Raw genomic sequence first — 14,006 nt, 5'->3', positions numbered from 1 at the left:
CCGGGCGACGACACCGCCGATGGCTTTCGCCGAGACGACCGACGGATTCCCGGCGCGACCGGGCTGAAAACGCCCCCGAATCGCACCCAATCAATTCAAAAATGCCCTGTCCCTCGCCCGAGGCAGGGCCAAAACCCCTGCAAGACCCTTGACATAGCGGCCCTTTCGGCAGAACGCGTGGGGTCAAGCCGTCATGGATACTTCATGGATCTGATTAGCACGACCTCCGACCTCGCCGCCGCCTGTGATCGGCTCGCCAAACACAAGGTCATCACCGTCGACACCGAGTTCCTGCGGGAGACGACCTACTATCCCCTGCTCTGCGTCGTGCAGATGGCGAGCGCGGAAGAGGCCGTCGTGGTCGACGCGCTGGCGCCCGGCATCGACCTCAAGCCGTTCTTCGAGCTGATGTCTAATGAGGCCGTGCTCAAGGTCTTCCACGCCGCGCGGCAGGACATCGAAATCGTCTGGCATCTCTCCGGCACGATCCCGCATCCGATCTTCGACACCCAGGTCGCCGCCATGGTGCTGGGCTACGGCGACAGCATCGCCTACGACCAGCTGGTCGATCGCGTCACCGGCCACCGCCCCGACAAGACCCATCGCTTCACCGACTGGTCGCGCCGTCCGCTGAGCGAAGAGCAACTGCATTACGCCGTCTCCGACGTTACCCATCTGCGCGAGGTGTTCGCGGCGCTCGACGCCGACTTGCGCAAGCGCGACCGCAGCGAATGGGTCAGCGAGGAGATGGAAGTCCTGACCTCGCCGAAGACCTACGACTTCCATCCCGAGCGCGCCTGGGAGCGGCTCAAGACCCGCGTGCGCAAGCCGCGCGAGCTCGCGGTGCTGATCGAGGTCGCCGCCTGGCGCGAGCAGGAGGCGCAGAGCCGCGACGTGCCGCGCTCGCGCGTGCTCAAGGACGATGCGGTCGGCGATATCGCCACCCATGCGCCGACCTCGCTGGACAAGCTCGGCAATCTGCGTTCGCTGCCGAAAGGTTTCGAGCGCTCGAAATGGGGCGCCGATATCATTGCCGCCGTGCAGCGTGGGCTCGCTCGGGACCAGGCGACGCTCCCCAAGCTGGAAAAACCCCGAAACAATTCCAACGGCGCGGCAACCGTCGAGCTGTTGAAGGTGCTGCTGCGCATGACCTCGGAGCGCCACGGCGTTGCCAGCAAGGTGATCGCCACCGTCGACGATCTCGAGCAGATCGCGGCCAGCGATCAGGCCGAGGTCGGCGCCCTGCACGGCTGGCGGCGCGAATTGTTCGGCGAAGCGGCGCTCAAGCTCAAGCACGGCCAGCTCGCGCTCGCGATCGACAAGGGCCGTGTGGTGCGGGTGGATCGGGGCTAGCGCACGTCGTTCGCTTGCTGCACGCCGGGTTCCGGCGCCATCGACCGTCCGCCACCGGCCGAACCTTTCACGGCGGAGAGCGCCCGGCACAGGCTGAGGTTGCGTCAAGCGAAACCACCGCGCTTGCTAAGGGGCAATTTTCGTGTTGCAATCCCTTCACAATCGGATTGCGGCCGTTCGACTGTGCGTTTCACGACGTTGATATCCAGGGCTTCGATATCCAAGCCTTCGAGAGGCGAAACTTCGGACTTGAAGACTTTGGATCTGAAGACACGGAAATCGAACAGACAGCGGAAAGCACGCTTGTGGCGTGGCACGTGGAAAACGTGGCCGCGTCTTTTTTATGTCTAAACTGGGAGAGAGACGATGCCGAAGGGTACCGTCAAATGGTTCAACCCGACCAAAGGTTACGGGTTCATCAAGCCGGCCGTCGGCGACAAGGACGTGTTCGTCCACATCTCGGCGGTCGAACGCGCTGGCCTAAGCACACTCAACGAGAACCAGACCGTCGAGTACGAGCTGGTGGAGAACCGCGGCAAGGCGTCGGCAGAGAACCTCAAGGTTCACTGAACCTCGAAGTTTCACTGATCGCCGCTGCTAGCGGAATTCATCCTGCTGTCTCCCCCGGCAGCATCACCCGGGGGATTCTTCTCGGGGATCTCACTTGCAACCGCGCCCTAAGGCGCCGGCGCAATCAGCGTGCCGTCCGTTGCGGCTCTGCCCTGCGTCTTGCAGCGGTCGCCTTCGAGCTTGAGCCGGCCGCTCGCCAGAAGCCGCAACGCCTCCGGATAGATGCGATGCTCGATTCCGATCACGCGCGCGGCGAGCGTCTCGGCCGTGTCATCGTCGGCCACGGTGACCGCGCCCTGCATCACGATCGGTCCGGCGTCGGTCTCCGGGATCACGAAATGCACCGTCGCTCCGGACAGCTTGACCCCTGCGCGCACGGCCTGGCCGTGCGGGTCGAGGCCGGGAAAGCACGGCAGCAGCGACGGATGGATGTTGAGCATCCGGCCGTACCAGTGCCGCGCGAATTCGGCCGTGAACAGCCGCATGAAGCCACCCAGACAAATCAGCTCGACCTGCCTGTCGTCGAGCGCCCGTTGCAGCACTGCCTCGAAGCCGGCGCGGTCCTTGCCGAACGGCTTGCTCTCGATGACGATGGTCGGAATGCCGCTCGCGGCCGCTTTCTCGAGTCCGGCTGCGTCAGCGCGGTTGGAGATCACGGCCACGATCTCGGCCGGAAAATCCGGAGCCTTGGCAGCCTCGATCAGCGCGACCATGTTGGAGCCGCGGCCGGAGATCAGGATGGCGACGCGGCGCTTCATCGCGAGAGATCGAGATGACCGTTATAGACCACACGATCCTCGCCCTTGGCCTCAATCACCTCACCGAGCAGCGTCACGGTCTCGCCACCGGCGGTGAAGGCCTCGGTAACCGCATCGACCGCGTCCGGCTTGACGATCGCGATCATGCCGATGCCGCAGTTGAAGGTGCGCAGCAGTTCGAGCTCGGCGATACCGCCCTGCTCCGCCAGCCATTTGAACACCGGCAGCACCGGCAGCCGCGCCAGGTCGATGCCGACACCGAGATGTTTCGGCAGCACGCGCGGAATGTTGTCGGTGAAGCCGCCGCCGGTGATGTGGGCGAGCCCCTTCACCGCGCCGGTCTCGCGGATCGCGCGCAGGCAGGATTTCACATAGAGCCTGGTCGGGGTCAGCAGCGCCGCGCCGAGCGTCATGACCGGCGCGAACGGCGCCGGCGCGTCATAGGCAATGCCGGACAGCTCGACGAGCTTGCGCACCAGCGAATAGCCGTTGGAGTGCACGCCCGAGGATGCCAGCCCGATCACGGCGTCGCCGGCCGCAATATCCCCGGTCGGCAGCAGCGTGCCGCGCTCGGCCGCGCCGACCGCAAAGCCGCCGAGGTCGTAATCGCCGTCCTTGTAGAGACCGGGCATCTCGGCGGTCTCGCCGCCGATCAGCGCGCAGCCGGATTCGCGGCAGCCCTCGGCGATCCCGGCGACGATCTGCGCGGTGGCCTCCGGATGCAGCTTGCCGCAGGCGAAATAGTCGAGGAAGAACAGCGGTTCCGCGCCCTGCACGACGAGGTCGTTGACCGACATCGCGACCAGGTCGATGCCGATCCCGCTGTGGATGCCGGTCTCGATCGCGATCTTCAGCTTGGTGCCGACGCCATCGGTCGCGGCCACCAGGACCGGATCCTTGAAGCCGGCGGCCTTGAGGTCGAACAGCCCGCCGAATCCGCCGATCTCGGCGTCCGCGCCGGGCCGCGCGGTGGCCCGCACCATCGGCTTGATCAGATCGACCAGACGATTGCCGGCGTCGATATCGACACCCGAATCCGCGTAAGTGAGCCCGTTTTTGCGCTCGGTCATGCCCAATTCCAGATGATAGGGGGCTGGTTACGAGGAATTCCGCCCCCGCGCAATGGCTCGCGGCAATGCTGCCGCGATACTATGTAGATAACATCCGGCCGCTGCGCAAAAGAGCCGGATATCGAGTAAAATCAGGCTTCTAGCCGGGAAGCGACCCAACTTGAGCATTCCGAATATCATCACCCTCGGCCGCATCATCCTGGTGCCGGTGATCGTCTGGGCCATCGTGTCGAGCCAGATGGAGATCGCGTTCGCGATCTTCGTGATCGCCGGCGTCTCGGACGCGGTCGACGGTTTCCTCGCCAAGCGCTTCAACATGACGAGCGAGCTCGGCGCCCTGCTCGACCCGCTCGCCGACAAGGCGCTCCTGGTGTCGATCTATGTCGCGCTCGGAATCTGGGGCGCAGTGCCGCGCTGGATCGTGATTCTCGTGGTGTCGCGCGACATCATGATCGTCTCCGCCGTGATTGTGTCATGGTTGTTCGACAAGCCGGTCGAGATGAAGCCGCTGATGGTGTCGAAGCTGAACACGGCGGCGCAAGTCGGCTTCGCGGCCTTGGTGCTGGCCTCGCTCGGATTCGGCTTCGAGCCGCATCCCTACGACTGGATCCTGATGGGTCTGGTCACGATCTTTACTTTGGGTTCGGTGTCCCTCTATCTCGTGGAGTGGGTGCGGCACATGGGCACGATCGAAGCTCGGTAGAGCGTGATCCGGAAAGCGTTTGCGCCGCGACCATGCTAAAATGAAGTGGTTTGGAGACTTGCGTGGCCGGTAGCGTTCAACCTCGTCAATTGGCCTTGGCCCTGCCGCACGAGGAGAAACTGACCCGCGACGATTTCCTGGAAGGGCCCGCCAATGAGGCAGCACTTTCGCTGATCGACAGCTGGCCCGACTGGCCGAACCGAATCATGCTGCTGGTCGGGCCCGACGGCTCCGGCAAGAGCCACCTCGCCGCGATCTGGGCCGAGATCGCCGGCGCGCGCGCAACCGCGGCGCATGCGCTGACCGCTGATGCGGTGCCCACGGCGCTTGCGACCGGCGCGCTGGTGGTCGAGGATCTCCGGCCGTCGGATTTCGACGAGCGCGCGATGTTTCACCTGATGAATCTCGCGCGCCAGGACGATGCCTTCGTGCTGATCACGGCGCGCGTTCCGCCGTCGGCATTCGAGATCGAGTTGCGCGATCTGCGGTCGCGGCTCCGCGCGGTGCCGACGGTGACGCTGCTGCCGCCCGACGACCAGCTGTTCCGCGGCCTGATCCTCAAATTCTGCGCCGACCGCCAGATGAGCGTGGACGAACCGCTGGTCAGCTATCTGACCAACCGGATCGAGCGCTCCTATGCCGCGGTCCGGCAGGCGGTCGAGCTGCTGGATACCGAGGCGCTCCGGCTCGGCCGTCCGGTGACCAGGGCGCTCGCGGCGGAGTTGTTGCGTGATGCCTGAGCGATGCCGCGGCTTGACGGCGCAGGCGGGTGGAACATCAATGTCATCGAAACGTCATCGCAATATCACATGGTCGGTGCGGCCCTCCGCTAGACCGCTCCGGCCCCCTGCCCCGAATTGGACCAGCACTTGATGGACTCGGCACAAGCACCTGAAATCAAAGAAAAAGAGGCGGAACTCCCGCCCATCCCCGCGATCGCAACCAGCCCCGAGCGATTCATCAACCGGGAGCTCTCCTGGCTGCACTTCAACCGGCGGGTGCTCGAGGAATCGGTCAATCTTGGCCATCCCGTGCTGGAGCGGGTCCGCTTCCTGTCGATCTCGGCGAACAACCTCGACGAGTTCTTCATGGTCCGCGTCGCCGGCATCAAGGCGCAGGTCCGCGAGGGCATCGCCGAGCGCAGCCCGGACGGCCTGCTGCCGGCCGAGCAGCTCGTGATGATCAACAAAACCGTGTCGCAGCTCGCCTCCGACCAGCAGGCGATCTGGAGCGACCTGCGCGACATCCTGGCCAAGGTCGGCATCCAGCTGGTCGACGGGCGCGACGTCACCAAGTCCGAGCGCAGCTGGATCGAGGATCACTTCCTCCACAACATCTTCCCGCTGCTGACCCCGCTGGCGATCGACCCGGCGCATCCGTTCCCGTTCATCCCGAACCTCGGCTTCACCGTCGCGCTGCAATTGTCGCGGATCTCCGACGGCAAGGCGATGAACGCGCTGATCCGCATGCCCGGCAAGATCGACCGCTTCATCCGCATTCCCTCCAACAAGGAGGGCGCGCCGGCGCGGCTGATCACGCTCGAGCAGGCCACTGGCCTGTTCATCGGCCGCCTGTTCCCCGGCTACACCGTCAAGGGTCAGGGCGCGTTCCGCATCATCAGGGACTCCGAACTCGAAATCGAGGAAGAGGCCGAAGACCTCGTCCGCCTGTTCGAGACGGCGCTCAAGCGCCGCCGCCGCGGATCGGTGATCCGGCTCGAGATCGAGGCCACGATGCCCGAAGAGCTGCGCATCTTCGTGCAGCACGCATTGTCGGCCGCGGACGATGAAGTGATCCTGGTCGACGGCGTGCTCGCGATGAACGAGCTGTCGCAGCTCACCCGCCTCAATCGCCCCGATCTCGAATTCCCGCCCTACGTGCCACGCCACCCCGAGCGGGTGCGCGACCATGGCGGCGATATCTTCGCCGCCATCCGCCAGAAGGACCTCGTGGTCCACCACCCCTACGAATCCTTCGACGTCGTCGTCCAGTTCCTGCAACAGGCGGCGCGTGATCCCGACGTCGTCGCGATCAAGCAGACGCTCTATCGCACCTCGAACAATTCGCCGATCGTGCGCGCACTGGCGGAAGCCGCCGAAGCCGGCAAGTCGGTGACCGCGCTGATCGAATTGAAGGCGCGCTTCGACGAGGAGGCCAATATCCGCTGGGCCCGCGACCTCGAACGCGCCGGCGTGCAGGTGGTGTACGGCTTCATCGAACTGAAGACGCACGCCAAGCTGTCGATGGTGGTGCGCCGCGAGGGCGGCAATCTCACGAGCTATGTGCACACCGGCACCGGCAACTATCATCCGGTCACTGCGCGCATCTACACCGACCTCTCCTACTTCACCTCGGATCCGATCATCGGCCGCGACGTCGCGCGGGTGTTCAATTACATCACCGGCTATGCCGAGCCGAGCGACATCGAGAAGATGGCGGTGTCGCCGCTGACGCTGCGCAAGCGGATCATCGAGCACATCCATGGCGAGATCGCCCACGTCAAGCATGGCCGGCCCGGCGCGGTCTGGATGAAGATGAATGCGCTGGTCGATCCTGACATCATCGACGCGCTGTACGAGGCCTCGCAGGCCGGCGTCGCGGTCGAGCTCGTGGTGCGGGGCATCTGCTGCCTGCGGCCCGGACTGCCGGGATTGTCGGAGAATATCCGCGTCAAATCGGTGATCGGCCGGTTCCTGGAACACGGCCGAATCTATTGCTTCGGCATGGGCCAGGGCCTGCCGAGCACAAAAGCTGCTGTGTATATCTCCTCCGCCGACATGATGCCGCGCAACCTCGACCGCCGCGTCGAGGTTCTCTGTCCGCTGCAAAATCCCACGGTGCATCAGCAGGTTCTCGAACAAATCATGGTCGCGAACCTGAAGGACAATGAGCAGAGCTGGCAATTGTTGCCCGATGGGTCGTCAACGCGTATGAAGGCCGCGAAAGGCGAAGAGCCCTTCAATCTACATGACTATTTTATGACAAATCCGAGTCTGTCCGGCCGTGGTAAGTCTCTCAAGGAATCTTCACCGCGCCGTCTCACGCGTCGCAACGAGCGTCAGCAGCCATCGTCTTAAGGGGGCTTTACGGTGAAGCGGCCGCGGAAGCGCGCTTCCAGCGTCGCTGTCATCGATATCGGCTCGAACTCGGTTCGTCTCGTGGTTTACGAGGCGATGGCGCGCAGCCTCGTCACGATCTTCAACGAGAAGGCGCTGTGCGGGCTTGGCCGCGAGGTGCAGAGCACCGGCCTGCTCGCAACTGACGCCGTCAACAAGGCGCTGACCGCACTTCGCCGCTTTCGCGCGCTGTGCAAGATCCAGCAGGTCGGCCGCGTCTATGCGATCGCAACCGCAGCCTGCCGCGACGCCAAGAACGGTCCCGACTTCATCGCCAAGGCCGAGCGCATCTGCGGCGCCAAGATCGAGATTCTCACCGGACCGCGTGAAGCGAAGCTGTCGGCGCTCGGCGTCGTCTCGGGCGTGCACAATCCGAACGGCATTGTCGGCGATCTCGGCGGCGGCTCGCTCGAACTGATCGACGTCAAGGGCAACCGCGTGCGCAGCGGCGTGACGCTGCCGCTCGGCAGCCTTGCGCTGCAGGACCTCTCGAACAAATCGCTCAAGCGCGCCGAACGCATCGTCAAGAACGAGCTGCTCGGCGTTGCCCAGCTCAAGACCGGCCGTGGCCGCACCTTCTACGCGGTCGGCGGCACCTGGCGCGCGCTGGCACGCATCCACATCATCCAGAGCGGCTACCCGCTCAAGGTGATGCACGGCTATTCAATTCCGGCGGCCGACGCGCTCGACTTCGCACAGCGGCTGCGCCGGCTTGCGGCCACCGACATGCTGGCCAACATCGAGTCGGTCGCCGATGCGCGGCGGCCGCTGCTGGCCTACGCCGCGCTCGTGCTCGAATACATCATCCGCGTGGCCCAGCCGAAGACCATCGTGTTCTCGACCTTCGGCGTACGCGAGGGCCTGCTCTACGAGATGCTGCCGCAGGCCGAGCGCGCCAAGGACGGGCTGGTCTGCGCCGCGCAGGACCTCAACGTGCTACTGTCGCGCTCCGCACGCCACGCTCAGGAGCTGACCGCGTGGACCGACCGCCTGGTGCGCGTCGTCAGACTGCGCGAGACCGAGGAAGATCGCAGGCTGCGTCACGTCGCCTGCCTGCTCTCCGACATCGGCTGGCGGGTGCACCCCGATCATCGTGGCGAGGAAACCCTCAGCCTGATCATGAACGGCAATTTCGGCTCGATCACGCATCAGGGCCGCGCCTTCGTCGCGCTGTCGGTGTTCTATCGCTACGCTGGCCTCAGCGAGGAAAACGAACCGCCGCCGCAGATCCGCGCGCTGGTGACGCCGGCGATGGACGAGCGCGCGCGTGTGCTCGGTGCCGCGTTCCGCGTCGCGCATCTGATCACGGCGGCGCGCACCGGCGTGTTGCCGGCGACGCACTTCCGCACCCAGGGTCGCAAGCTGATGCTGGTGTTCGAGCATCGGATGGTGGATCTGGTCGCCGACCGCGTCGGCAGCCGCTTCAAGCAATTGGCACGGCTGGTCGGGCGCGCAGGCTCGATCGTGCGGCGCTAGCGTTCAGATCACGCCACCTTGGCGGCCTGCTTGGCCTTGCGGACCGCGTGGCGGCGCCAGAGCGATCCGATCGCCAGCACCACGGCAATGCCGAGCACGGCGAGCGCGATCTCGCCACCATTGCCGCCGTGTCCGAAGTGCGGCGACATCCCGATCGACGTCAGCCACGAATCCAGCCTGGCACCGAGCGGGCCGGCGAACAGCGCATCGAGCTTCGGATGCACGGCCGGATCGGTTGCGATGACGTCGCCGGCGATCCAGCCGAGCAGCGCCGCACCGGCCCAGACCAGGACCGGCAGCTTGGTGAGCAGCGCCATGATCAACGCCGCGCCGGCAACAATCAGGGGAACGCTGATCGCAAGGCCGAGCACCAGCAGCGGCACGCTGCCATTGGCGGCAGCCGCCACCGCGATCACGTTGTCGAGGCTCATCACAATATCGGCGACGACGACGATCTGAACCGCGGCCCACAGATGCGAGGCCGCGTGCACGCTGTCATCGTCCTCCTGCTCCGGCACCAGGAGCTTGGCGGCAATCACGATCAACGCCAGTCCACCGACGAGCTTCAGGTAGGGAAGCGCCATCAGGCTGGCGACGATGCCGGTGAAGATGACGCGCAGCAGCACCGCCGCGGCGGCGCCGAGAATCATACCCCACAGACGCTGGCGCGGTGCGAGCCCGCGGCAGGCCATCGCGATCACCAGCGCGTTGTCGCCCGACAGCAGGACATTGATCCATATGATCTTGCCGACGGCGACCCAGAAGGTCGGCGTCGCCATCTCGTTCTTGAACTCGGTGAAGAACGCGCCGATGTACGCCGGATCAAAGATCTGCCACAGCCAGTCCACAGCGAGTCCTATTCGGCCTTGCGGCCGCCTTTGGTGGCGGTCGTCCGCCGCTCCCCAGTTTAGTACGACGCGGTCTCCTCGGGAGACCGCGTCATTTTCAATTGTTCGGCGTTAGCCGACGATCTCGTTGCCGGCGAAGAACTGCGCGATCTCGATCACCGCGGTCTCCGGTGCATCCGAACCATGCACCGAATTCTCGCCGATCGACTTCGCATAGAGCTTGCGGATGGTGCCTTCGGCGGCCTTCGACGGGTCCGTCGCACCCATCACGTCGCGATACTTGAGGATTGCGCCCTCGCCTTCCAGCACCTGGACCACCACCGGGCCCGAGGTCATGAAGTCGACCAGTTCGCCGAAGAACGGGCGTGCCTTGTGGACCGCGTAGAAGGTCTCGGCCTGGCCGCGGGTCATCTGGATGCGCTTCTGCGCCACGATCCGCAGGCCGGCCTTCTCGATCACCGCATTGACCGCGCCGGTCAGGTTGCGCTCGGTGGCATCGGGCTTGATGATCGAAAAGGTGCGTTCAATCGCCATGATTTCGTCCTTGTAAACAGTGGCTGGGAGTTGCCGGGGCTTATATCGGCGCGATCGGATAACGGCAAGCGACCCTGTGACGCGTTAGCCTTTAGTTTTGACGCATTTTCGCAACGAAAACCGTCGTCTGGCAGTCTCCGGAAAGAGGCCGGCTCGGCCGGCTTACCGCGATTTCACCTAGGTGAACCCATTCTGTCAGTGCCGTGCCGTTGCCGTTCAGCTCCAGCCACTTAGGCTCTGCATCGATCGGACGCCTTGCTGGCTCCCCATCCGCAAGCCTCACAGGACGTCTCGGGAAACGATGTCACCGCGGGCGCGTCACGCGCGCCCATACCTCGAGGAGACGATCATGTTACGCAAAATTTCGCTTGCTGCCATTGCCGCGGTTTCGCTCGGTGCTGCCGCGCTCGCCCCGACCTCCGCCTCCGCCTGGGGCGGCTGGCACGGTGGATGGCATCACGGCTGGTGGGGCGGCCCGCGCGTTATCGTCGGTGGTCCGGCCTATTATGGCGGTTACGGATACGGCTATGGCGGCTGCTATGTCCGCCGCGTCGTGCCGACCCCGTGGGGTCCCCGCTGGCGCGTGGTCAACCGCTGCTACTGATCCATCTGGTTCTGTCGACTACTCCCCTGACTGACCCCAGCCCCGGCCTCGCGCCGGGGCTTTTTTCGTACCCATCCGGGAACCCGGCGGCGCGATGCGCCCCACCACCTCAAGGCGAGAGCAAGGCGGAGCGGAAACCAAATTCGGGGTCGCGACTTGTCATGGCAAGAATTTACCGAACACGCGAGGTGGAACTCGCCAAGAAACATCCAAGAGATCTGCCATGACAATGACAATGACGAAGATCGACAACGACGCCGATCAGATTGACCACAAGACCTGCCGCTACATCTGCGATGCGGTGGGTGAACGGCTTCAGCAGAGCATGCGGCCGGAGCCGGCGCTGTCGTCCCGACTGCAGCAGCTTCTCGACGAGATGCAACGACGAGACAGCGATCGTCGCTAGATATTTTGGGCTGGCTGACCGGCAGCCCAAACGCTCTTTCGGGGCCGTTGCCCGGACAGATTTTACCAACAGACGGGTTGCGTTTGGCGGCGGGTCCGGTGAAAACGCTGCAATGCTCTCCATCACTGACATTTCGGTCCGGATCGCCGGGCGGCTGCTGATTGATCACAGTTCTGTGCAAATTGTGCCGGGCGCGCGCGTCGGATTTGTCGGCCGTAACGGCGTCGGCAAGTCGACCCTGTTTCATGCCATCCGGGGCGACCTCCCGACCGAGAGCGGCAGCATCGCTCTGCCGCCGCGCTGGCGCATCGGCAGCCTTGCGCAGGAAGCGCCCGACGGACCCGAAAGCCTCATCAGCGTCGTGCTGAAGGCCGATCTCGAGCGCGACGCGCTGCTGCGCGAGGCCGAGACTGCGCACGATCCGCATCGCATCGCCGAGATCCAGACCCGGCTTGTCGACATCGACGCCCACTCCGCTCCCGCCCGGGCAGCTGCTATCCTCTCCGGCCTCGGCTTCTCGACATCGGACCAGGCGCGGCCATGCGCGGAATTTTCCGGCGGCTGGCGCATGCGCGTCGCGCTGGCGGCGACGCTGTTCTCGGCGCCCGATCTGCTGCTGCTGGACGAACCGACCAACTATCTCGATCTCGAAGGCACATTGTGGCTCGAGAACCACCTCGCCAATTATCCGCGCACGGTGATCGTGATCAGCCACGACCGCGATCTGCTGGACACCTCGGTCGATCAGATCCTGCACCTCGATCGCGGCAAGCTGACGCTCTACAAGGGCACCTATTCATCGTTCGAGGAACAGCGTGCCTCGCGTGAATTGCTCGATGCCAAGCATGCCAAGCGGCAGGCCGATGAGCGCAAGCGCCTGCAGGACTTCGTCGACCGCTTCAAGGCCAAGGCCTCCAAGGCGCGGCAGGCGCAGTCGCGCGTCAAGATGCTGGAGCGGATGAAGCCGATCACCGCATTGGTGACCCAGGATGTCCACGAGATCTCGTTCCGGCGCCGGAGAAGCTGCTGTCGCCGCCAATCATTGCGGTCGACGACGTCTCGGTCGGCTACGAGCCGGGCAAGCCCGTGCTCAATCGCGTGACGCTGCGCATCGATACCGACGACCGCATCGCGCTGCTTGGCTCCAACGGCAACGGCAAGTCGACGCTGGTCAAGCTGCTGGCCGGCAAGCTCGCGCCGTTCTCGGGCAAGATCACAAGAGCCGACAAGCTATCGGTCGGCTATTTCGCCCAGCATCAGGTCGACGAGCTCAATCTCGACGGCTCGCCCTACGATCATATCCGCAAGCTGATGCCCGAGGCACCCGAGAGCAAGGTGCGCGGCCGCGTCGGCGCGATCGGCTTCTCCGGCAAGGCCGGCGACACGCTGGTGAGAAGCCTGTCGGGCGGCGAGAAGGCGCGCCTGCTGCTCGGACTTGCGACGTTCTACGGCCCGAACATGATCATTCTGGACGAGCCGACCAACCATCTCGATATCGACAGCCGCGCGGCGCTGGCGGAGGCGATCAACGAATTCCCCGGCGCCATCATCATGGTCTCGCACGATCGTTATCTGATCGAGGCCTGCGCCGACCGATTGTGGGTCGTGGCGAACCAGACCGTCACGGCCTATGACGGCGACCTCGACGAATATCGCCGCATGATCCTGTCGGCCAATGACGGCCGGCCGGCGTCGCGCGAACGCGTCAAGGAGCAGCCGGCGAAGCCCGAGCGCAGCCGGAACGAGAAGCGCACTTCACCCCGGCAGCGCGTGGCGCAAGCCGAGACCGAGATCGAGCGTATCAACGGCATCATCGCCAAGATCGACACCGCACTCGCGCTGCCCGATATCTTTACGCGCGATCCCAAGCAGGCTGCGCAGCTCACCAAGGCGCGCGCCGGTGCCGAGAGCGCGCTGCAACGCGCCGAGGAAGAATGGCTGGAGGCCAGCGCCGAACTCGACGAGGCGACGAACTAGAATCTTGCGGGTTGCGGCTCAACCGTTCGAGGTTGACGCCGGCTTTTTCGGCTTCTTCTTCGGCTTCGCGACCTTCGGCTCCGGCACAGGATCCGGGCCACGTTCGACCGACGACAGGCGCCCCGAGGTGAAGGTGTAGATGCCCGCACGCGCGCCGCGCGACCAGGTCACGACCGCAACGCGCCCGCCACCCGGCCCACTGGACAGGTTCACGCTATCGGGGGCGCCGATACCACGCACGACGTCGCATTCGGTGTGGCCGAGTGCGACGCTGCCGCCGGTCGGCTGCGGCGGCGGGCCCCCGGAGCCTGCGCGTTCGCGTCCGCGGCACCCGGTGGCGGTGCCATGCCCGGACAGCTTCCGTCGGCACTAACGAGATCGTCGTTGGTCACCGGCTTGTCCGGCGTCAGCGGCGGCGATTCGATCGAGATGTTGCGGATGAACACGCGCCCAGGGCGCGAGAACCAATCCGCATCGCGCGAAAACACGTCGGATGCGCCCGAGCAGCCGGCAAGGCCCGGCGCAAGCACCAGCAACGCCAGCAGCGACTTCCGACTGAATGTTCCATCCCGCACGATCGACAAGGCTCCT

At 65.0% G+C, this 14,006-nt stretch carries 12 protein-coding genes and 2 pseudogenes; 9 read left to right on the top strand and 5 right to left on the bottom strand.

The genetic code is table 11. The features are described 5' to 3' along the window. Positions 1–204: 204 nt before the first annotated feature. Both rnd and H8A92_RS28015 read left to right on the top strand, forming a co-directional pair. The gene (gene rnd, locus H8A92_RS28020) at positions 205–1,353 is read left to right on the top strand and encodes a ribonuclease D (RefSeq protein WP_229198745.1); all 1,149 of its coding nucleotides are present in this window, start codon (positions 205–207) and stop codon (positions 1,351–1,353) included. Positions 1,354–1,719: 366 nt separating this feature from the next. Further along, on the top strand, positions 1,720–1,923 hold the full coding sequence (locus tag H8A92_RS28015) for a cold-shock protein (protein WP_021079877.1): 204 nt from the start codon (positions 1,720–1,722) through the stop codon (positions 1,921–1,923). Positions 1,924–2,030: 107 nt separating this feature from the next. Here the strand turns inward: H8A92_RS28015 and purN are convergent, their stop codons facing one another. Beyond that, the gene (gene purN, locus H8A92_RS28010; protein ID WP_229198744.1) at positions 2,031–2,681 is read right to left on the bottom strand and encodes a phosphoribosylglycinamide formyltransferase; all 651 of its coding nucleotides are present in this window, start codon (positions 2,679–2,681) and stop codon (positions 2,031–2,033) included. Next, positions 2,678–3,751, bottom strand: a complete 1,074-nt coding sequence (gene purM, locus H8A92_RS28005) for a phosphoribosylformylglycinamidine cyclo-ligase (RefSeq protein WP_229198743.1) — start codon at positions 3,749–3,751, stop codon at positions 2,678–2,680. Before purM ends, purN begins: the two co-directional genes overlap by 4 nt. 160 nt (positions 3,752–3,911) lie before the next feature. Between purM and H8A92_RS28000 the strand changes: the two genes are divergently transcribed. From H8A92_RS28000 to ppx, 4 genes are all read left to right on the top strand, one after another. Continuing rightward, entirely contained in the window at positions 3,912–4,454 is a 543-nt protein-coding gene (locus tag H8A92_RS28000; RefSeq protein WP_163151167.1) for a CDP-alcohol phosphatidyltransferase family protein, read from the top strand. A 62-nt stretch (positions 4,455–4,516) separates the two neighbouring features. After that, positions 4,517–5,194 (top strand): P-loop NTPase family protein, encoded by a 678-nt coding sequence (locus tag H8A92_RS27995; RefSeq protein WP_229198742.1) that lies wholly within the window; start codon positions 4,517–4,519, stop codon positions 5,192–5,194. Positions 5,195–5,326: 132 nt separating this feature from the next. Continuing rightward, positions 5,327–7,531, top strand: a complete 2,205-nt coding sequence (locus H8A92_RS27990; protein ID WP_229198741.1) for an RNA degradosome polyphosphate kinase — start codon at positions 5,327–5,329, stop codon at positions 7,529–7,531. Positions 7,532–7,543: 12 nt separating this feature from the next. Continuing rightward, on the top strand, positions 7,544–9,046 hold the full coding sequence (gene ppx, locus H8A92_RS27985) for an exopolyphosphatase (RefSeq protein ID WP_229198740.1): 1,503 nt from the start codon (positions 7,544–7,546) through the stop codon (positions 9,044–9,046). Between the two features lie 8 nt (positions 9,047–9,054). Here ppx and H8A92_RS27980 read toward each other — a convergent pair whose 3' ends face one another. Both H8A92_RS27980 and ndk read right to left on the bottom strand, forming a co-directional pair. Continuing rightward, a complete protein-coding gene (locus H8A92_RS27980; RefSeq protein WP_229198739.1) occupies positions 9,055–9,894 on the bottom strand; it encodes a TerC family protein in 840 nt (279 codons plus the stop codon). Between the two features lie 111 nt (positions 9,895–10,005). Further along, the gene (ndk, locus tag H8A92_RS27975; RefSeq protein ID WP_229198738.1) at positions 10,006–10,428 is read right to left on the bottom strand and encodes a nucleoside-diphosphate kinase; all 423 of its coding nucleotides are present in this window, start codon (positions 10,426–10,428) and stop codon (positions 10,006–10,008) included. 349 nt (positions 10,429–10,777) lie between these two features. Here ndk and H8A92_RS27970 point away from each other — a divergent pair, with 349 nt between their 5' ends. The 3 genes and pseudogenes from H8A92_RS27970 to H8A92_RS27960 all read left to right on the top strand — a co-directional run bounded on the left by H8A92_RS27970 (position 10,778) and on the right by H8A92_RS27960 (position 13,415). Continuing rightward, entirely contained in the window at positions 10,778–11,032 is a 255-nt protein-coding gene (locus H8A92_RS27970; protein ID WP_229198736.1) for a sulfur globule protein precursor, read from the top strand. A 235-nt stretch (positions 11,033–11,267) separates the two neighbouring features. Beyond that, the gene (locus tag H8A92_RS27965) at positions 11,268–11,438 is read left to right on the top strand and encodes a hypothetical protein (RefSeq protein ID WP_165445535.1); all 171 of its coding nucleotides are present in this window, start codon (positions 11,268–11,270) and stop codon (positions 11,436–11,438) included. 112 nt (positions 11,439–11,550) lie between these two features. Continuing rightward, positions 11,551–13,415 (top strand): annotated as a pseudogene (locus H8A92_RS27960) (ABC-F family ATP-binding cassette domain-containing protein). Positions 13,416–13,433: 18 nt separating this feature from the next. Here the strand turns inward: H8A92_RS27960 and H8A92_RS27955 are convergent. Further along, positions 13,434–13,999 (bottom strand): annotated as a pseudogene (locus H8A92_RS27955) (hypothetical protein). Positions 14,000–14,006: the final 7 nt, after the last annotated feature.

This window comes from Bradyrhizobium acaciae, assembly GCF_020889785.1.
In the GTDB taxonomy this organism is placed as follows: Bacteria; Pseudomonadota; Alphaproteobacteria; order Rhizobiales; family Xanthobacteraceae; genus Bradyrhizobium; species Bradyrhizobium acaciae.
Note: the sequence above shows the minus strand (reverse complement) of the source record. Positions and strands in the feature narration are given on the sequence as shown.